This window comes from Bacillus australimaris (genome assembly GCF_001307105.1).
Taxonomy (GTDB): domain Bacteria; phylum Bacillota; class Bacilli; order Bacillales; family Bacillaceae; genus Bacillus; species Bacillus australimaris.
Genome location: NZ_LGYN01000026.1, coordinates 294,345 through 307,693, shown reverse-complemented (window position 1 = coordinate 307,693; position 13,349 = coordinate 294,345). Strand labels below are relative to the sequence as shown.

General features: G+C 40.9%; 14 protein-coding genes. 8 read left to right on the top strand and 6 right to left on the bottom strand.

Annotation, left to right across the window (positions count from 1 at the left end):
- Nucleotides 1-95 precede the first annotated feature (95 nt).
- Complete coding sequence (locus AKG37_RS18925; protein WP_003210922.1) at nucleotides 96-227, bottom strand: protein YkpC; 132 nt, start codon at nucleotides 225-227, stop codon at nucleotides 96-98.
- Nucleotides 228-301: 74 nt separating this feature from the next.
- Entirely contained in the window at nucleotides 302-1,309 is a 1,008-nt protein-coding gene (mreBH, locus tag AKG37_RS13200; RefSeq protein WP_060699211.1) for a rod-share determining protein MreBH, read from the bottom strand.
- Nucleotides 1,310-1,585: 276 nt separating this feature from the next.
- Here mreBH and AKG37_RS13195 point away from each other — a divergent pair, with 276 nt between their 5' ends.
- The 5 genes from AKG37_RS13195 to ade all read left to right on the top strand — a co-directional run bounded on the left by AKG37_RS13195 (nucleotide 1,586) and on the right by ade (nucleotide 6,859).
- Nucleotides 1,586-1,864: an AbrB/MazE/SpoVT family DNA-binding domain-containing protein gene (locus AKG37_RS13195; RefSeq protein ID WP_060699210.1), complete on the top strand. Its 279-nt coding sequence runs from the start codon at nucleotides 1,586-1,588 to the stop codon at nucleotides 1,862-1,864.
- 144 nt (nucleotides 1,865-2,008) lie between these two features.
- The gene (locus tag AKG37_RS13190; RefSeq protein ID WP_060699209.1) at nucleotides 2,009-3,319 is read left to right on the top strand and encodes an ATP-binding protein; all 1,311 of its coding nucleotides are present in this window, start codon (nucleotides 2,009-2,011) and stop codon (nucleotides 3,317-3,319) included.
- Between the two features lie 4 nt (nucleotides 3,320-3,323).
- The gene (locus AKG37_RS13185; RefSeq protein ID WP_060699208.1) at nucleotides 3,324-4,160 is read left to right on the top strand and encodes a gamma-glutamylcyclotransferase family protein; all 837 of its coding nucleotides are present in this window, start codon (nucleotides 3,324-3,326) and stop codon (nucleotides 4,158-4,160) included.
- Nucleotides 4,161-4,197: 37 nt separating this feature from the next.
- Nucleotides 4,198-4,866: a potassium channel family protein gene (locus tag AKG37_RS13180; RefSeq protein WP_008345123.1), complete on the top strand. Its 669-nt coding sequence runs from the start codon at nucleotides 4,198-4,200 to the stop codon at nucleotides 4,864-4,866.
- Between the two features lie 262 nt (nucleotides 4,867-5,128).
- Nucleotides 5,129-6,859, top strand: a complete 1,731-nt coding sequence (gene ade, locus AKG37_RS13175) for an adenine deaminase (protein ID WP_060699207.1) — start codon at nucleotides 5,129-5,131, stop codon at nucleotides 6,857-6,859.
- Nucleotides 6,860-6,963: 104 nt separating this feature from the next.
- Here ade and rnjA read toward each other — a convergent pair whose 3' ends face one another.
- Entirely contained in the window at nucleotides 6,964-8,631 is a 1,668-nt protein-coding gene (gene rnjA / locus AKG37_RS13170; RefSeq protein ID WP_012009818.1) for a ribonuclease J1, read from the bottom strand.
- Between the two features lie 5 nt (nucleotides 8,632-8,636).
- Nucleotides 8,637-8,846: a DNA-dependent RNA polymerase subunit epsilon gene (locus AKG37_RS13165; protein ID WP_008345114.1), complete on the bottom strand. Its 210-nt coding sequence runs from the start codon at nucleotides 8,844-8,846 to the stop codon at nucleotides 8,637-8,639.
- Nucleotides 8,847-9,243: 397 nt separating this feature from the next.
- Between AKG37_RS13165 and AKG37_RS13160 the strand changes: the two genes are divergently transcribed.
- Nucleotides 9,244-10,023: a Cof-type HAD-IIB family hydrolase gene (locus AKG37_RS13160; RefSeq protein WP_060699206.1), complete on the top strand. Its 780-nt coding sequence runs from the start codon at nucleotides 9,244-9,246 to the stop codon at nucleotides 10,021-10,023.
- A gap of 38 nt (nucleotides 10,024-10,061) precedes the next feature.
- On the opposite strand, the gene def is transcribed toward AKG37_RS13160, so the two are convergent.
- Together def and AKG37_RS13150 are read right to left on the bottom strand one after the other, a co-directional pair.
- Nucleotides 10,062-10,619, bottom strand: a complete 558-nt coding sequence (gene def / locus AKG37_RS13155) for a peptide deformylase (RefSeq protein WP_060699205.1) — start codon at nucleotides 10,617-10,619, stop codon at nucleotides 10,062-10,064.
- A 111-nt stretch (nucleotides 10,620-10,730) separates the two neighbouring features.
- Nucleotides 10,731-10,919, bottom strand: a complete 189-nt coding sequence (locus tag AKG37_RS13150) for a YjcZ family sporulation protein (RefSeq protein WP_181286150.1) — start codon at nucleotides 10,917-10,919, stop codon at nucleotides 10,731-10,733.
- Between the two features lie 233 nt (nucleotides 10,920-11,152).
- Here AKG37_RS13150 and AKG37_RS13145 point away from each other — a divergent pair, with 233 nt between their 5' ends.
- Nucleotides 11,153-11,821 carry a YkyA family protein gene (locus AKG37_RS13145; RefSeq protein WP_060699203.1) on the top strand — a complete coding sequence of 223 codons (669 nt, stop codon included), beginning with the start codon at nucleotides 11,153-11,155 and terminating at the stop codon, nucleotides 11,819-11,821.
- Nucleotides 11,822-12,230: 409 nt separating this feature from the next.
- Nucleotides 12,231-13,346, top strand: coding sequence for a pyruvate dehydrogenase (acetyl-transferring) E1 component subunit alpha (gene pdhA, locus AKG37_RS13140; RefSeq protein WP_060699202.1), 1,116 nt, complete (start codon nucleotides 12,231-12,233; stop codon nucleotides 13,344-13,346).
- Nucleotides 13,347-13,349: the final 3 nt, after the last annotated feature.

Here is a 13,349-nt window from a genome sequence, read left to right as displayed (position 1 = left end):
CCTTTAGTCATGTTCATCATATCAGATTTAAGACCGAAAAGGAAAATGGGGAGCACGCTTAAGCCAAAATAAAAAAGCCGCTTTCGTGCGGCTTTTTAGCGGTTCAGTTGTTTCACAGGCTGTGCATTAGAAGGGGGCATATGTGAAAACGACAGGCTCATTCCTCCTAAAATAATCCCAGTTAAAATGACTGTGACAACGACCCGTTTACCTAAATCAAGCAACATGTTCTTCCTCCTTCACGTTTATCCATTTCTCACGATATGACGGAAATGAAGAAAAAAGAAGTAAAACATGAAGATTATTTTAATGTTTTTTGCAATTTGTCGATGACTTCTAATGAACGTCCAGTTCCAATGGCAACAGATTCAAGTGGATTGGCTGCAATATGAACTGGAACGACAATCTCTTGAGAAAGCCATTCTTGAATCCCATTTAAAAGAGCGCCGCCGCCAGTTAAGATCACGCCGCGGTCCACAATATCTCCGCTTAGCTCTGGAGGGCTGTCCTCTAATGTGGCACGAATCGCCTCTAAAATATGAAGAAGTGATTCTCGCATCGCGCCTTGAATTTCATGAGATACAAGAGTGATTGTTTTTGGCAGACCTGTCACAAGGTCACGCCCACGCACGTCTAATGATTTTGGCTCATGCTCAATGAGACCATACCCAATCTCCATTTTCACCTGCTCGGCAGTCCGTTCCCCGATTAATAGGTTATATTTCTTTCTGACAAACGTAATGATATCTTCATCCAGCTGATCTCCACCAATTCGAATGGAATGACAAGAGACAACGCCGCCAAAGGAAATGATTGCAACTTCTGTTGTTCCGCCGCCAATATCGACTACAACGTTCGCAACAGGCTCGTCTACCGGAAGATCAGCGCCGATTGCAGCTGCAACAGGTTCTTCAATTAAATGCACATGCTTTGCTCCGCAGTTTTTCACAGCATCGCTGATAGCGCGGCGCTCAACAGCCGTTGAACCAGATGGCGTACATACAACGACTGTCGGTTTTCTGAAGGTGAACCCGATATTTTTCCCTGCTTTTTTCATGATTTGTTTGAGTAAATCTGTCGTCATATCATAATCAGCAATGACACCGTCTTTCATCGGACGGATCGCGACAATTTTCCCTGGTGTTTTCCCGATCATTTCTTTTGCTTCTGATCCGACGGCAAGTACAGTCTTTGTTTCTGTATCGACTGCCACAACGGACGGTTCATTTAAGATAATTCCCTTATTTTTACTATAAACCAATATGTTAGCTGTTCCTAAATCAATTCCAATTTCGGCATTTTGAAACATGTTTTCACCCAATCTCTATTTTTGCTGTTTTAAACAATTTTACATTTAAAAGTTCATAGGGTTGAAGTCATTTGTGGGGGTTTGTGATGACCTTGAAATGAATCTGTAAAATTCAAGTATCATTTTGACAATCGCAATAAATTTTCCCTTTCTTTTTTCTTTTGTGAAAAAAATTTTTAAAGAGGAGAAACCTTTTAAGAATCTCTTACGTCTACGATATATCAATTGGTGAAAAACAGATTGATCTTGAGCTAATGAAAGAGAGAGGGAACGAAATTGAAATCTATCGGAGTTGTAAGAAAAGTAGATGAACTAGGGCGTATTGTGATGCCAATCGAATTGAGAAGAGCACTTGATATCGCTATTAAAGACAGTATGGAATTTTTTATAGATGGAGAGAAAATCGTCTTAAAAAAATATAAGCCAGAGGGCGTTTGTCTTATGACTGGTGAAATTACCTCAGAAAACCATGCGTATGGAAATGGTCAAATTACATTAAGCGCTGAAGGCGCAGAACTACTGTTAAAAGAGCTGCAAGACGCTCTTCAGCAGTAATCAAAATAGCCTGATCTCTTCCTTTGTGCTGAGAACAGGCTATTTTTTTCTGAAAAAGTTCCTTAAAAATGCCTCATCTCCCTCAAAAAATAAGTGGAAAATGGTACAATTGACAAAGAATCTCAGGGCGGCAGGTGGAATCATTTGAACAAAACGTATCAAGTGCGGATCATGTTATCTGTTCTTGCATTTATCTTAATCTTAAGCTGGGATTTCTTTTATTATCTAGGCGGCTATCAAATTAACTGGCCGCTCGATCTAGCCTTTACAGTTGTTGTGTTAGCAGGGATTTGGATTGTCTCAGGCTATGTAGACCGCTTAAATCTATTTGTATCAGATTTAAATAAGAGGGAAAAAGAAGCACACGAACTGACAGAGCGACTGAATCGAATCACAGATAACTTGCAAGAAATCGTCTTTGAAACAGATGACAAAGGACAAATCATTTTCTTAAATCAAGCATGGAAACAAATGACCGGCTATGACATTGATGAATGTCTAGGTACGAGTTACAAACAGTATTTTGATCAAGAAGAAAGAGTTGTCCAGCATTTGTTATCTGTCATTAAAGAGCATAAGGATTCAGGGCGGATCGAATTGCAGCTGCTTCACAAAGAGGGAAGAAAAGTGTGGGGAGACGTTCATTATAAGCTCTACTTTGATGAACAGCACCAGTTTACTGGAGGCATTGGAACGGTTGCAGATATTACAAAACAAAAGCAGGCGAAGCTCGAGCTGGAAAAATCAAATCAACAATTGCAAATGCAGGCGCAAAAGCTGGCCGTTGCAGGACAAATAGCCGCTGGAATCGCCCATGAAGTCAGAAACCCGCTGACCTCAGTAAACGGCTTTTTGCAGCTGATGAAAACACAATATCCCGAAAGAACCGATTATTTTGACATTATCTTTTCCGAAATTAAACGGATTGATTTTGTTTTAAGTGAGCTACTTGTCCTTGCTAAGCCTCAATCTGTTCATTTTCAAGAAGTTCAGCTTCACGGGCTCTTAGAGCAGGTTATTACTCTGCTAAAAACAAATGCAGTTCTTTCGAATATTGATCTGAAACAGCCATTTAAAAAGCAGGATGCCGGCGCTATTTTAGCAGACGCTAACCAAATGAAGCAGCTGTTCATTAATTTAATCAAAAATGCCATTGAGGCAATGCCAGAAGGCGGCAGCATATACATATCAACAGAAAAGATCATGAATGAATGGAAAATTACTATTCAAGATGAAGGAAAAGGGATGTCTGAAGAGGATATTCAGAAAATATATGATCCTTTCTTCTCCACGAAAAAAGAAGGAACTGGGCTCGGTCTGACGATTTGTGCGACGATTTTAAAAGATCATCACGGAAGAATGGATGTGTCGAGTGAGCTAGGAAAAGGCACAGCTTTTCATATCTATTTACCTGTGTGCCAAAAAAGCAGACATCAGCAAGGCGAGAGGACGTGATTTCATGACGATGAACGCATTATTTGTATATGGGACGCTTCTAAAGCATGAAGAGCACCACGAGGCGTATATGAAGGAAAGCAAGCCATTAGCAAAGTCAGCTTGGATCAGTGGAAGGATCTATGATACAGGTCAAGGATACCCTGCGTGTGTTCCTGAAGAAAAAGGCACCGTATATGGGGAATTGTACGAGATAACCGATGATACGTTGAATAAGATAGATTTACTTGAGGAAGGGTATGACAAGCAGGTGGTTGATGTCATGACGGACCAAGGGCTGGTGGCAGCCATTACATACACTTTACGAAAGCAAAATGCATCAGTGCTGAAGGAAATCGAGAGTGGCTGCTGGAAAGAATATAGACTGTGGCAGCAAAAGCCAGTATCCTTCTATTATTTTGCCTATGGCTCCTGTATGGATGATGCAAGGTTTAAGCTGGCGGAAGTCGATCATTATTTCAAAGAAATCATCGGCGGCGGTGCGCTGAACGGCTTTACAACTAGATTTACATTAGTGCGGCCTGATGGATCAAGGGCTGATATGGTAGAAGACGGCGGAGAAACAGAGGGCGTTTTATATGAAGTTCCTTTCGATGCCATCCGTTATTTGTACAAAAGAGAAGGCGTAAATGAGGGGACATATCGTCCAGCTTTTGTTGATATTAAAATCGGTGATCAAATATATGAGGACTGTTTAACTTTTCTTGTTCTTCAAAAGAGCGAAGAAATTGCTCCGCCAGGTCATTACCGCAGTGAAATTGAAAAAGGGGCAGACCTTTACCTAAGTGAAGCGTTCCGTAAAAAAATTCGTTCGCATATGGATTCATTAATCAAACCGTAGTAAAATGCATGGTAAGTGAGATAAAAGGAGTCTGAACATGAAAAAGGAATATGCAGTCATTGGTCTTGGACGCTTTGGCGGAAGTATTTGCAAGGCGCTGAGCGAAGAAGGACTTGAAGTCATGGCCATGGATATGAATGAAGATCGAGTAAACGAATACGCGAAAATTGCTTCACATGCGGTCATTGGCGATTCGACGGACGAATCTGTTTTAAAAAATCTCGGTATTCGCAATTTTGATCATGTCATCGTTGCGATAGGTGAAAACATTCAGGCAAGTATTTTAACAACGATCATGCTGAAAGAGCTTGGCGTCAAAATGGTCACAGTCAAAGCGCAGAACGACTACCATGAAAAGGTGTTAAACAAAATTGGGGCTGACCGCATCGTTCATCCAGAGCGAGACATGGGCAGACGAATTGCACATAAAATCATTTCCAATAACGTATTAGATTATCTCGAGCTGTCAGATGAGTACAGCCTCATTGAAATCGTTGCTAATAGCAGGCTTGCAGGGCATTCGCTTTTAGATCTCGATATTCGAGCGAGATATGGTATTAATATTGTGGCGATTAAGCGGGGGAAAGAAGTAATTGTTTCACCGCTCGCAGATGAAATGATCCAAAAAGAAGATATTCTCATAGTCATTGGGGCAGTAGCCGATATAGGACGCTTTGAAAAGCGAGAAATGCAGAATGATTATTAAACACTCCAGAGCGGGGTGTTTTTTATATTGTTGTGTACACACAGGGCGGACAGTGAAGAGGAAAGAAGACATTGAAAAAGACTTGTTTTATTCTGAATGAACAGCAAAAATCAATCGACATATTTTTCGTGCAATTATCACTATTCAGAAATAAAAATCAGTCTTTTTATCTGGCTGATTTTCTCTAAATGTCATTGACTGAGCTAACAGATTCGTTTACGATAAGAAACATTATATTGTTTACTTGGAGGAGGCAGTGTCGTTGGATAAGGAGCTTTTCAGACATCAAATTGAGGTAGCTGCAAAGAGAAAAAAAGCAGCCCTAGTGATTAAACATGCGAAAGTTATGGACGTGTTTAACCAGGAATGGATAGACGCTGATGTCGCTGTTGAAAATGGACAAATAGTAGGGGTTGGAGAGTACGAAGGAGAACAGGAGCTGGATGCAGCAGGTCAAATGCTTGTACCTGGTTTTATTGACGGCCACGTTCATATCGAGTCCTCCATGGTAACTCCTGCTGAATTCTCCAAAGCTGTCGTTCCTCACGGTGTGACAACTGTCGTAACAGACCCACATGAAATTGCCAATGTGTCAGGTATAACAGGCATTCGTTTTATGCTGGAAGAAGCGAGAAAAGCTGCTTTGAATATTTATTTTATGCTGCCATCTTGTGTACCAGCAGTCAGTTTTGAACGATCAGGTGCTACATTAAAAGCGAAAGATTTAAAACCTCTTTATCAAGAGAAAGAGGTACTTGGTCTTGCCGAGGTGATGGATTATGTCGGTGTGGAGCAGGCAGAAGAAGATATGCTTCAAAAGCTGCTTGATGCTCAAAGCGAGAATAAATTGATTGATGGCCATCTAGCAGGCTTAACGGACCGATTAATAAACGTTTACCGGACAGCAAGTGTCCAAACAGATCATGAGGTGACAAACGCTGAGGAAGCGCTTGAACGTGTAAAACGAGGCATGTATGTCATGCTGAGAGAAGGATCTGTTGCCAAAAACGTGAAAAACGTTTTACCAGCTGTGAATGAAAAGAATGCGAGACGCTTTTTCTTTTGTACGGATGATAAGCATTTAGATGATTTAATGGCAGAGGGAAGTATTGACGAACAAGTACGAATGTCTATAAAAGAAGGATTAGACCCATTTTTAGCGTATCAAATGGGGAGTTTAAATGCTGCTGAGTGTTTTGGCCTCAAAACAAAGGGAGCCATCGCGCCAGGCTTTGATGCTGATTTTATGCTTGTCTCTGATCTTCATCACGTAGACATTACCAGCGTTTTTATTGCAGGAGAATTGGTGGCGCAGCATGGAGCGTACAAGCCGAGTGTCGAAAAGATTAAACCGAGTCCAGCATTATTACAATCTGTTCATGCAGTAGACGTTCAAGAGCAGGATCTTGCACTGCCTATCACTGACCATCAAAAAATGAATGTCATCCGCATTATTCCGAATCAGCTAGAAACAAAATTAGAACAAGTCGCTCCTTCAGAAACGAACGGTCAATTCATTAGTGATATAGCAAGAGATGTATTAAAAATGGTGCTTGTCGAACGTCATCAAGGCTTATCTGAAATGGGGATAGGGATTGTCAGCGGCTTTGGGTTAGAAAAGGGCGCAATTGCAACAACGGTTGCGCATGATTCTCATAATTTAATTACCGTTGGTACAAATGATGCCGATATAGTGAAAGCCATTGAGACGTTAAAAGAAGCAGGAGGCGGCTTGACGGTTGTCAAAGATGGCCAGCCTCTTCAGACGCTCCCATTACCGATCTCTGGTTTATTGTCAGATCAGCCGGCACATCTTGTAAATGAAAGCCTTCATGCACTCCATGAAGCGTTAAAGGAAACAGGTTTCACTTTAGATTTCAATCCGTTTTTGACGTTGTCCTTCTTGGCACTCCCAGTCATTCCTGATGTGAAAATGACGACAAAGGGATTGTTTGATGTCAGAAGCTTTCAGCATCTCCCAATTCAATCATAAAAAAATGAGAAACCGTATGTGTACCTTGTATATATGCGGTTTTTTTCAATGAATGGGCGAAAAAAAGAGACACAGCTAAACAGCCTGTGTCTCTTTTTTTGTGTTTACACTTCCATAATAATCGGTAAGATCATTGGGCGGCGTCTTGTTTTTTCGTAAAGGAAAGGGGCAAGGGTGTCAGTAATTTCGTTCTTAATTTCTGACCACTGAGTTGTCTTACGCTCCATTACTTTTTCAAGATGCTTTGAAATTAAATCCTGCGCGTCGTTGATCAGGTCTCCAGATTCTCTCATGTAGACAAAACCTCTTGAGATCAAATCAGGACCAGCCGAGATTTTGAATTCTTTCATGTCCATGCTGACGACCACAATGACAAGGCCCTCTTCTGAAAGAATACGGCGGTCTCTTAAGACGATGTTTCCGATATCACCAATGCCGCTTCCGTCGATATACACGTTGCCTGATGGAATTTTACCAGCGACACTTGCTTCGTCACCTTTCAGTGCAAGAACTTCACCGTTATCCATGATAAAGCAATTTTCCTCAGGAATGCCGCAATCATTCGCAAGTTTGATATGCGTTTTTTGCATGCGGTATTCACCGTGAATCGGCATAAAGAATTTTGGTTTAATTAAACGGAGCATCAGCTTTTGTTCTTCTTGTCCACCGTGACCAGATGTATGAATATTATTAAGAGAGCCGTGAATGACCTCAGCGCCGGCACGATAAAGCTGGTTAATGGTGCGGCTTACGCTAATATTGTTACCCGGGATCGGTGAAGATGAGAAGACAACAGTGTCTCCAGGGTTAATTGAAATCTGACGGTGAGTACCGTTCGCAATTCGTGAAAGAGCTGCCATCGGTTCACCCTGACTGCCAGTACAAAGAATTGTCACTTTGTTTGCTGGGAGACGGTTGATTTCATTATGTTCAATGAATGTATTTTTTGGACATTTAATATAGCCTAGGTCTTGCCCAATATCAATGGCAGACTCCATACTGCGTCCAAATACAGCGACTTTTCGGCCATTGGCAACAGCGGATTCAATCACCTGCTGAAGTCTGTGAATGTTTGAAGCAAACGTGGCAAAGATGATACGTCCATCGACTTTTCTAAAGATGTCATCAATGCTTTCACCTACGCGTCTTTCAGACATCGTAAATTCTGGGATTTCACTATTTGTACTATCAGATAAAAGACAAAGAACGCCTTCTTTTCCGATCTCCGCCATTTTGGTTAAATTGGCAGGCTCACCAACAGGAGTAAAGTCAAACTTGAAATCACCTGTATGTACGATGTTACCAGGAGGTGTCTTGACGACAATTCCATAAGAATCTGGAATACTATGTGTCGTTCTAAAGAAAGACACAGCTGTTTTTCTAAATTTAATGGTATCTTCCTCTTCAAAAATGTGAAGTTTTGTTTGTCTCAAGAGACCATGCTCTTCCAATTTATTACGTAGTAGGCCGATTGCGAGTTTGCCTCCGTAAACTGGAATATTCACTTGCTTGAGAAGGTAAGGGATACCGCCGATGTGGTCTTCATGTCCGTGAGTGATGAAAAGACCTTTGATTTTATCTTCGTTTTTAACTAAGTACGTATAGTCAGGGATGACGTAGTCAATTCCAAGAAGCTCATCCTCAGGGAACTTAATACCAGCATCAATTAAAATGATCTCATCTTGAAATTGAACGCCATACGTGTTTTTACCTATCTCGCCTAAACCGCCGAGCGCAAAAACTGCCGCCTGATCGTTTTTTACAAATTTCATTCCTCTCATAGCTCCAATACTTTAAAATTTTCACTTTCTCGTTCATAGTCTAAAAAAGCACCGTCTACAGGCTGAATGAATTCAATATTGTAGTTATGTTTTTTTAACTTATCGCGTACGTCTCTTTCAGAAACCGCTTCAACGTATAGTGAATCTGTGTGTTCTCTTACAGGTACCTCAGTAGTACTTGCCTGAAAAAATACCTTATATATCATCCAAATCTCTCCTTAAATACCGTATGTTACACTCGCTTATTCTATTATATTAAAAAAACGCGCATAAGAAAAGTCTCTGAGAAAAAAGGACCTTCGGCAAATGTGCGGAAGATCCCTTTAAGCGATCGATTTTTTACGAAGCATGTCCTTCCATTGTCTTCGAATTTTCTTACGCAGACGACGAAGCATCACAGGCCGCCTCCTTTCGGTTTAAAGTAAAATTAGACAGCAAATTCCGTTCTCTCTATATACTTGTATTATATGATGTTTCCATTGAATGTTACATGGTTATATGTGGGAAAATAGGCGCTTTCAAAAGGAATTAGTTTCGAAAGAGGGAATCTTTCTGTATGATGAAAGGGAGTGTATATACATAACAAGGGCAGGAGGGCGAGATATGAATAAAAAAGTTATCTTCTTTGATATCGACGGTACTTTATATGATCATGATAAAAAAATACCTGAGTCAACGAAGCGAGCGGTTCATTTATTAAAAGAAAAAGGCCATCATCTCTTTATTGCTTCTGGACGTTCTCCTTTTTTGATTCAACCTATTTTAGAAGAATTAGGACTTGACTCATTTATTGCTTATAACGGTCAGTATGTCATGTATGAGGGGGAAGTTATTTACGGCAATACGCTGAAGCGGGAGCTGATGGAGCAAATTTATGAGACAGCAGATCGTCATGATCATCCGCTTGTTTTCATGGGAGAAGAAACGATGAAGGCTTCTGTGCCAAATCATCCGTTTATCCATGAAGGAATCGGTACTTTAAAAACAGAGCATCCCGAGCATGATTTGTCTTTCTTTAAAGAAAACGACATTTTTCAAATGCTGTTATTTTGCAAGGCAGAAGAGGAAGTGCAATACGAGGCATTCCGCGAAGAGATTGACCTTGTCAGATGGCATGAGCTCTCAACTGACGTTTTGCCAAAAGGCGGATCAAAAGCCGAAGGAATCAAACGAGTCATCGAAAGACTGCCTTACGATCAAAAGGATACGATTGCCTTTGGAGACGGATTGAACGATCGAGAAATGATTTCGTTTGCTGGAACAGGCGTTGCGATGGGAAATGCTGTGAGTGAGCTGAAAGCATTGGCTGATTTTGTGACAAAGCCAGTAGATGAGGACGGCATATTCCATGCAGTGACCCATCTTGGCCTCATTGAAGAATAAAAAAGAAGACCCTCAAGCTGCTGGGTCTTCTTTTTATATTATGATCTGCCGATCGCAACAGAGTTATCTGGCTCAGCAAATGGCTGATCCTTTTGAATATGATCATAAAACATAATGCCATTTAAATGGTCAATTTCATGCTGAAAGACAATGGCAGGGAACCCTTTTAGGCGGATATCAATGTCCTCTCCTTCAAGCGTTGTGGCCTTCACCCTGATTTTTTGATATCGAGGAACAAATCCAGGGATCGCTTCATCAACAGATAAGCAGCCTTCACCTGTAGCTAAATAAGCTCTTTTGACTGAATGACTGACAATCCGCGGGTTGAATAGGGCGTAGCTGTACTCTTCTCCGTCTTCATCCTCACAATGAACAGCGATCATCCGTTTACTAATATTAATTTGCGGAGCTGCTAATCCAACGCCGGGTCTTAGTCCGTATTTTTCAGCAATGTCAGCATCCTGACTATTTTTGACGAATTCGATCATGTCAGCTAATTGCTGTTTTTCCTCTTCTGTCGGCGGGAGCTCGACCGCTTTAGCTGTTTGTCTTAAGACGGGGTGTCCGTCCCTTACGATATCATCCATGGTAATCACAAAACTTCACTCCTATTTCCTTTGTATGTAAAGTATATAAAATGATACACAACATATGCAATGAAATAAAGAAGACCGGTCCTGTGAGACCGGTCAGAGGCTTAAACAGCCTTAGCAGCAGCCACCGCCGCCTAAGAATGCTGCGCCAACGATGATTAATAGGATGAAAAGCACAACGATTAAAGCGAATGTACGTCCGCCACCGTAACCGCATCCGTATCCACCGCCATAACTTGGGTAACAACAGCCGCCGCCGTATCCATACCCGTAACCGCCGTAACCGCCATATCCACCATACATACTTCCATGACTATAATTAGACATACTTTTGACCTCCTTTGGAAATACACTCGGCCTCTCATAAGTGAAGGCGAAGCGTGTAATATAAACTATGTATGAATGCACTATTTGTATAGTCATGCGCCTATCACTTGAAAAAAATCTTCTCCGCCTCATCTGACTGACCTCTTTCCTTGTCACAAAAGCCTATAAAAATTATAGTGGTATGTGGAGATGTAAAGGGGGACCTTTTGATGAGACAGGTGAAAAGAAGCGTGAAAGCAGGTGCTGCTTTAGCGGGGTTATGTACTCTTTTGCTTTCGGGATGCGGAGGTCAAAGTCCGTTTAATGACATGCAAGATGCGATGACGAAAATGAGTGAAAAAGAAGCATCCTTCGAAAAAGAGCAAGGTACACTGCAAAGCTATGAGAAGAAAGAGCAGAAGCTGTATACAAAAATGATTCAAACGACAAAGGACCATATCAAAACAGTGTCAAGCCTTTCTGATCAGGCGTTAGCATCGGCAGAGAAACGAGAAGAACATTTAAAAACAGAAAAAGACAGCATGGATCAATCGAAAAAAGAATTGAAAGCGGTAAAGGAATCTGCCGGACGATTGCAAGATGCGGAGTTAAAAGAGAAAGCAGATCAAACAGTTACATTTATTGAAAAACGATATGCTGCGTATGATCAGCTTTACAAGGAGTATCAAAAGGCGCTGAAACAAGATCAGCATTTGTATCAATCGTTAAAGAAGAAGGACTTAGCATATGAAGAGCTGAAGTCTAAGCTGAAGACCGTAAATCGATCTTATAGCAAAGTTAGAAAAGAAGGGAAGAAGTTCAATCAATATACAGATCAATTGAATGAGCATAAACAGGCTTTGTATAAAGCGGCACATCAAAGGTCAAAAAAGAGCTGAATACCAGCTCTTTTTTTATTTTTCGACAAAAACAAACATTTTCTATTGTAGTACAGCAGTACACTCTATACTAGTACAGTTAGGGGTGTTTGTTAAACAGATTGATACAGCTCACCATAAAAAGTAAAGCGAATACATTTATTTAAATAAAGCCGTTAAATCAATTGACGGACTATTTTTCTTGTTGTAAACTATTCCTTGTTAACAGAAGTTGTATTAGTTTTTTGTGAACTATCGTTAATACAGTTAGAAGAACTCAAAAACGAGCGGTCAACCAATGTTTCGACAACGATCTTAGTGGCTATTAAATACATGAGTCATATGAGTGTTTTGGGTTATCCTATATCTGTATGTATAAATGGATTCACGACAAATTGACTGTTAAAAGAAAGGAAGAGGTGACTTTAGAATGGCTGCAAAAACAAAAAAAGCAATTGTTGATAGCAAAAAGCAATTTGATGCCATCAAAAAGCAGTTTGAAACGTTTCAAATTTTAAACGAAAAAGGCGAAGTCGTAAACGAAGCGGCAATGCCAGATCTTTCAGATGACCAATTAAAAGAATTAATGCGCCGTATGGTGTTTACACGTGTATTAGATCAACGTTCAATTTCATTAAACCGTCAAGGACGTCTTGGCTTCTATGCGCCAACAGCTGGACAAGAGGCTTCTCAGCTTGCAACTCACTTTGCACTTGAGAAAGAAGATTTCATTCTTCCAGGATATCGTGATGTACCACAATTAATCTGGCATGGCCTTCCACTAACAAAAGCATTCTTGTTCTCTCGCGGACACTTTGTTGGTAACCAAATGCCTGAAGATGTGAATGCACTTTCACCGCAAATCATTATCGGTGCACAAATCATCCAAGCTGCTGGTGTAGCTCTTGGTTTGAAAAAGCGCGGTAAAAAAGCTGTTGCAATCACTTATACTGGTGACGGCGGAGCTTCACAAGGTGATTTCTACGAAGGTATTAACTTTGCAGGGGCTTACAAAGCGCCAGCGATTTTTGTTGTCCAAAACAACAGATACGCAATCTCTACACCTGTTGAAAAGCAATCTGCTGCACAAACGATTGCACAAAAAGCAGCTGCAGCTGGTATCGCAGGCGTACAAGTTGACGGTATGGATGCATTAGCTGTATATGCAGCAACTGCTGAAGCTCGTGAGCGTGCTGTAAATGGTGAAGGTCCAACATTAATCGAAACTCTTACATTCCGTTACGGCCCACATACAATGGCTGGTGACGATCCAACAAGATATCGTACAAAAGAAGATGAAAACGAGTGGGAGCAAAAAGATCCATTAGTCCGCTACCGCAAATTCTTGGAAAACAAAGGCCTATGGTCTGAAGAAGAAGAGAATAAAGTCATCGAAGATGCAAAAGAACAAATCAAACAAGCGATCAAAGAAGCTGACGAACAGCCTAAGCAAAAAGTCACTGACTTGATTGAAAACATGTACGATGTGAAACCATTCAACTTAGTTGAACAGCTTGAAATTTACAAACAGAAGGAGTCGAAGTAAGCC

What these genes read in the sequence shown, in the direction of transcription:
- AKG37_RS13160 (WP_060699206.1), top strand. Translation starts at nt 9,244, where the DNA reads ATGAATAAAAAAGTTATCTTCTTTGATATCGACGGTACTTTATATGAT.
- AKG37_RS13145 (WP_060699203.1), top strand. Translation starts at nt 11,153, where the DNA reads ATGAGACAGGTGAAAAGAAGCGTGAAAGCAGGTGCTGCTTTAGCGGGG.
- AKG37_RS13185 (WP_060699208.1), top strand. Translation starts at nt 3,324, where the DNA reads ATGACGATGAACGCATTATTTGTATATGGGACGCTTCTAAAGCATGAA.
- rnjA (WP_012009818.1), bottom strand. Translation starts at nt 8,631, where the DNA reads ATGAAATTTGTAAAAAACGATCAGGCGGCAGTTTTTGCGCTCGGCGGT.
- AKG37_RS13165 (WP_008345114.1), bottom strand. Translation starts at nt 8,846, where the DNA reads ATGATATATAAGGTATTTTTTCAGGCAAGTACTACTGAGGTACCTGTA.
- AKG37_RS18925 (WP_003210922.1), bottom strand. Translation starts at nt 227, where the DNA reads ATGTTGCTTGATTTAGGTAAACGGGTCGTTGTCACAGTCATTTTAACT.
- AKG37_RS13150 (WP_181286150.1), bottom strand. Translation starts at nt 10,919, where the DNA reads ATGTATGGTGGATATGGCGGTTACGGCGGTTACGGGTATGGATACGGC.
- AKG37_RS13180 (WP_008345123.1), top strand. Translation starts at nt 4,198, where the DNA reads ATGAAAAAGGAATATGCAGTCATTGGTCTTGGACGCTTTGGCGGAAGT.
- mreBH (WP_060699211.1), bottom strand. Translation starts at nt 1,309, where the DNA reads ATGTTTCAAAATGCCGAAATTGGAATTGATTTAGGAACAGCTAACATA.
- pdhA (WP_060699202.1), top strand. Translation starts at nt 12,231, where the DNA reads ATGGCTGCAAAAACAAAAAAAGCAATTGTTGATAGCAAAAAGCAATTT.